Source organism: Candidatus Nitrosotalea sp. FS (assembly GCF_011319475.1).
Lineage (GTDB): Archaea > Thermoproteota > Nitrososphaeria > Nitrososphaerales > Nitrosopumilaceae > Nitrosotalea.
Genome location: NZ_RCMC01000104.1, coordinates 1 through 562, shown reverse-complemented (window position 1 = coordinate 562; position 562 = coordinate 1). Strand labels below are relative to the sequence as shown.

At 40.4% G+C, this 562-nt stretch carries 1 pseudogene; it reads left to right on the top strand.

The features are described from left to right. Window positions 1-93 precede the first annotated feature (93 nt). Window positions 94-276, top strand: a pseudogene (locus DYY66_RS15990) (ribose-phosphate pyrophosphokinase-like domain-containing protein); the annotation flags it as partial. Window positions 277-562 lie beyond the last annotated feature (286 nt).

The following is a 562-nucleotide window of genomic DNA, read 5'->3' as shown; positions in this document are numbered from 1 at the left end:
GTATGATGATTTGGCAAATCTGCTTTAAACTTATTTTCTTGGCATCAAAATGTAATCCCTCAAAACTTAAGAATAGCCCAAGGCTCGATTTGGTTGTTGACTGACTATACCGTTATTGGGGGCCCGTCTTCAGAACAACTGGCAAAAAAGATTGCCTCTAGATTAAAATCAAAATTTATCGCAAGCGAACTGCGCGTATTTCCAGACGGGGAGAGCAAGATTACATTCAAGGCAAGACCTAGTGGGAAGATACTGGTTGTACAGTCAATCTATCCGNCTCTAGATTAAAATCAAAATTTATCGCAAGCGAATTGCGTATATTCCCAGACGGGGAAAGCAAAATTACATTCAAGGCAAGACCTGGAGGAAAGATACTAGTTGTACAGTCAATCTATCCANGAAATATTTCTGCAGTAGAGGAACTTGCAAGACATTTCAAAAAGATGGCATTAGTTGATCCTCTTGTTGTATCACCTGACAAGGGGGGAGTTGAAAGGGCAAGAAACTTTGCAAAAGCTCTTGGGGTTGAATATATCGCACTAGAAAAGCAGCGTGACAGAAA